The sequence below is a fragment of the Kitasatospora sp. NPDC091257 genome (genome assembly GCF_044757675.1).
GTDB lineage: Bacteria > Actinomycetota > Actinomycetes > Streptomycetales > Streptomycetaceae > Kitasatospora > Kitasatospora lactacystinica.
The window spans coordinates 1-3667 of record NZ_JBIVVI010000940.1; the positions used below are offsets into that span (position 1 = coordinate 1).

The 3667-nt window shown below is 73.0% G+C and carries 4 protein-coding genes and 2 pseudogenes; 5 read left to right on the plus strand and 1 reads right to left on the minus strand.

Translation table 11 applies throughout. The features are described 5' to 3' along the window. Positions 1-469 (plus strand): annotated as a pseudogene (locus ACIQOV_RS32415) (hypothetical protein); the annotation flags it as partial. Between the two features lie 211 nt (positions 470-680). Here ACIQOV_RS32415 and ACIQOV_RS32420 read toward each other — a convergent pair. Further along, on the minus strand, positions 681-830 hold the full coding sequence (locus tag ACIQOV_RS32420) for a hypothetical protein (protein ID WP_401054283.1): 150 nt from the start codon (positions 828-830) through the stop codon (positions 681-683). A gap of 9 nt (positions 831-839) precedes the next feature. Here ACIQOV_RS32420 and ACIQOV_RS32425 point away from each other — a divergent pair, with 9 nt between their 5' ends. From ACIQOV_RS32425 to ACIQOV_RS32440, 4 genes and pseudogenes are all read left to right on the plus strand, one after another. Continuing rightward, entirely contained in the window at positions 840-1421 is a 582-nt protein-coding gene (locus tag ACIQOV_RS32425) for a hypothetical protein (protein ID WP_401054285.1), read from the plus strand. Positions 1422-1436: 15 nt separating this feature from the next. After that, positions 1437-2243, plus strand: a complete 807-nt coding sequence (locus ACIQOV_RS32430; RefSeq protein WP_401054282.1) for an FtsX-like permease family protein — start codon at positions 1437-1439, stop codon at positions 2241-2243. 137 nt (positions 2244-2380) lie between these two features. Further along, positions 2381-2878, plus strand: coding sequence for a phosphoribosyltransferase (locus ACIQOV_RS32435; protein ID WP_359904705.1), 498 nt, complete (start codon positions 2381-2383; stop codon positions 2876-2878). 232 nt (positions 2879-3110) lie between these two features. Further along, positions 3111-3667 (plus strand): annotated as a pseudogene (locus ACIQOV_RS32440) (peptidase S41); the annotation flags it as partial.

Genomic DNA, 3667 nt, shown 5'->3' on the forward strand with positions numbered 1-3667 from the left:
CCCCAAGGGCTCCCTCACCCCGGGCAAGAGCGGCGTGGCCGCCACCCCGGCCGCCAAGCGTGCCGCCACCAAGCGTGCCGCCGCTGCTGCCGCCGCCGCCCCGGCCGCCAAGAAGGCCGCCGCCAAGAAGACGGCCACCACGGCCGCCGTCAAGAAGGCGACCACCACGGCCGCCGCCAAGAAGACCACGGCGACCGCCAAGAAGACCGCCGCGAAGACCACGGCCGTCAAGGCCACCGCCGCCAAGACCACGGCCGCGAAGACCACCGCCGCGAAGAAGACCACGGCGACCGCGACCAAGGCCGCCGCGACCAAGAAGACGGCCGCGGCGAAGAAGGCGACCACCACGGCGGCCGCCAAGAAGACCACGGCCACCGCCAAGAAGGCGACCGCCACGGCCAAGAAGACGGCGCCGGCGAAGAAGACCGCCACCCGCAAGACCACCGCGCGCAAGACCTCTGCCAAGTAAGTCCCGCGCGACCGTCCCAGGACGGCCTTCGGCTCAGAGCCGCGGCACCCCCCTTCCGTGAATTCACGGAGACGGGTCGCCGCGGCTCTTTCGATTTCCGGGCGCTTAGTCAGGAATCGACGGCGTGCGGTGGCACGGGGGAGTTCCGGGCGGTACGGCGGGATGGTCCGCGGGCCGGTCCGGCCGGGCCCGACGGCCCCGGACGGGGCCGTCAGCCCTCGGCGGGGTCCGGGAAGGTCTGGAGCGTCACGAAGACCACCCGGCGGGCCTCACCGGTGCCCTCGGTGCGGATCCGCACCCGCTGGCCGGGGCGCAGCAGCCGCAGGCCGCCGGCGTCGAAGGCGGCCGCGTCGAACGGCACCGGGGTCCCGTGGTCTCGCTGATCCGGCCGATCGAGGTGCTGCGCGAGAGCGCGGTGGAGCGCCGCGGGATGACGCCGATCCGCTGGCTGCTCGGGACCGGGATGCTGATCGGCGCGGTCGCCTTCGGGATCGTCATCGCCCGGACCGAACCGTACCTGGCGGCCAGCGCCCGCAGGTACGAGGCCGTGCCGGTCCTGTACGTCGGCGCGGTCACCCTGCTGGCACCGATCCTGCTGCGGCCGGTCACCCGGGCGCTGATTGGCCCGCTGCGCGGCTCGGCCAAGGCCGGCCCGCTGCTGGTGCGCGAGAACATCCTCACCTCCCGGCGGCGTACGGCCGCCACGGCGGCGCCGATCGTGGTGGCCGTCGGACTGGTCGCCACCCTGCTGACGGTGCAGAAGTCCGGTGACGCGGTGGTGCTCGCCCGCCAGCAGCAGGAGATCCACGCGGCCGACGTGGTGGTGCCCGGCGGCACGGGGATCGACGCGCGGACGCTGGAGAAGCTGGCGGCCGTGCCCGGGGTCCGGGTCACCCCGATCACCTCGATGAACATCCGGATCGGCACCGCGAAGGGCGACCAGATCGACTAGCTGAGCACGAACGCCGTGCCCGCGTCCGCGCTGGGCACGACCGTCACGCCGCCCGTGCTCTCCGGCTCCCTCGCCTCACTGCCCGAGAACTTCCTGGTCATCGACGAGCAGGCGGCCCGATCCGACGGTCTGTCGGTGGGGGACCAGGTGGTCACGCTGCTGCCGACCGGCGCTCGGGTGCCGACCGTCGTCGCGGCGGTCGTCGCACGCGGCCTGAACGGCGACGACACCTACCTGTCCGCGTCGCTGACCGGTGCGGTGACGCCGAACCGGGTCCACCTCGACTCCCGGACGGGCCCGGGCCGGCCGCTCGACGAACAGCAGACGGCGGCGGTGAACCAGGCGCTGGCCGGCTCCGGCGCGCACGTCATGACCCATGACGCCTACCTGGAGGCCCAGCGCGCACGCGCCGCCGAGCAGACGGACAACGCCGCGGTGATCATCCTGGGGATCGCGCTGGCCTACGCGCTGATCGCCGTCGCCAACACCCTGATCATGGCGATGGCCGGGCGGCGGCGGGAGTTCGCCCTGCTCGGGCTGGCCGGCGCGGTGCGCGGCCAGATCGCGAAGGTGGCCGTGGCCGAGTCGGCCGTGGCGGTGGTCGTCGGCACGCTGCTCGCGGCCGTGGCGACCGGGCTCTCCGCGGTGACCCAGCACCTTTCGCTGAGCGAACTCGTCACCTCGGCGCCGACGGTGATCCCGTGGACGCAGGTCCTGGGGACCGTCGCGCTCTGCGCCTTCGTCACCGTGATCACCGCGTGGGGAGCGGCCTCGCGTGCGACCCGTTTCCGGGCGATCGAGGCCGCAGGCATCCGGGAGTAGGGCATCCGGGAGTGGGGCACGGCCCTTCCGGCTCGGCCGCGGCCCGGAGTGTGCGACCGAGGCGTGGAACACCACACTTCCGGTCCTGAGCGTGCCGGTACTCGCCGCCCAGCCGAGGGCCGAGGACACTGGTCGCCGTGACTGATGTGCGCGAGACCTTGGACTACCAGACCTTCGGGCAGGCGGTGCGCGAACTCGCGCAGACGATCGCCGACGACGGATACGAACCCGACCTCGTCCTGAGCATCGCCCGCGGCGGGGTGTTCGTAGCGGGCGGTCTGGCGTACGCGCTGGACTGCAAGAACATCCACCTGGTGAACGTCGAGTTCTACACGGGCGTGGGCACCACTCTCGAAATGCCCGTCATGTTGGCGCCCGTTCCCGCCGCGATCGACTTCACCGACAAGAAGGTCCTGATCACCGACGATGTCGCCGACACCGGCAAGACACTGCGGCTCGTGCACGACTTCTGCCTCGACCATGTCGCCGAGGTCCGGTCCGCCGTCATCTACGAGAAGTCGCACTCCCTGGTGAAGTGCGAGTACGTGTGGAAGCGGACCGACGACTGGATCGAGTTCCCGTGGTCGACGGAAGGACCGGTCGTCAGGCGCGACGGCCAGGTGCTCGACGCCTGATCGAAGGTGGTACGCGCCGCAGGCCGGGACGCCGCCGAGGGTCGGGCGGGAGCAACAGCGGATCCCGGCCGTCGCCGCTTCCCGGTTCATGGGGTAGGAATGGGGGGCTGTACGAACCGGGAGAGGGGCGCGGATGAGGGCGGTGCGGATCGCCGGGATGGCGGCGGGCGCCCTGGCGCTGGCAGCGGGGTGCGCTCCAGGAGGTTCGGGGGGTTCCGGGGGATCCGGAGGCATGTCGGCGCAGGCGCACGGCTACCTGTCGGAGGCGCTGGACCTGTTGCAGCGGGAGTCGTTGAACACCGCGACGGTGGACTGGCCGAAACTGCGGGACGAGGCGTTCGCGCGGGCGGCCGGGGCGCGGACGACGGCCGACACCCATGGGGCGGTCGGCGGCGCGGTGGCGGCTCTCGGGGACGGCCACAGCCGGTTCTACCCGCCCGGTGAGGCAGCGGCCGTGGATGCCGACCCCGCGACGGTCGACGCCCCGACGGTCGAACAACTTCCCGGCGGCATCGCCAGGTTGACCCTTCCGGCGGTGAACGGTTCGGAGCGCACCTACGCCGAGTACGTCGCCCGCGGCCGCGCCGCCGTCGCCGGGGCGACCGCCTGCGGCTGGGTGGTGGACCTTCGCCGGGAGAGCGGCGGCGGGATGTGGGCTCCGCTGGCGGTGGCGGCTCCGCTGCTCGGGGACGGTCCGGTGGGGGCCTTCGTCACGGCGGACGGCACCCGCAGCGTCTGGTCGGTGCGCGGGGGCGTGCCGTTCCTGGACGGGACTCCACAGGCGGAGCC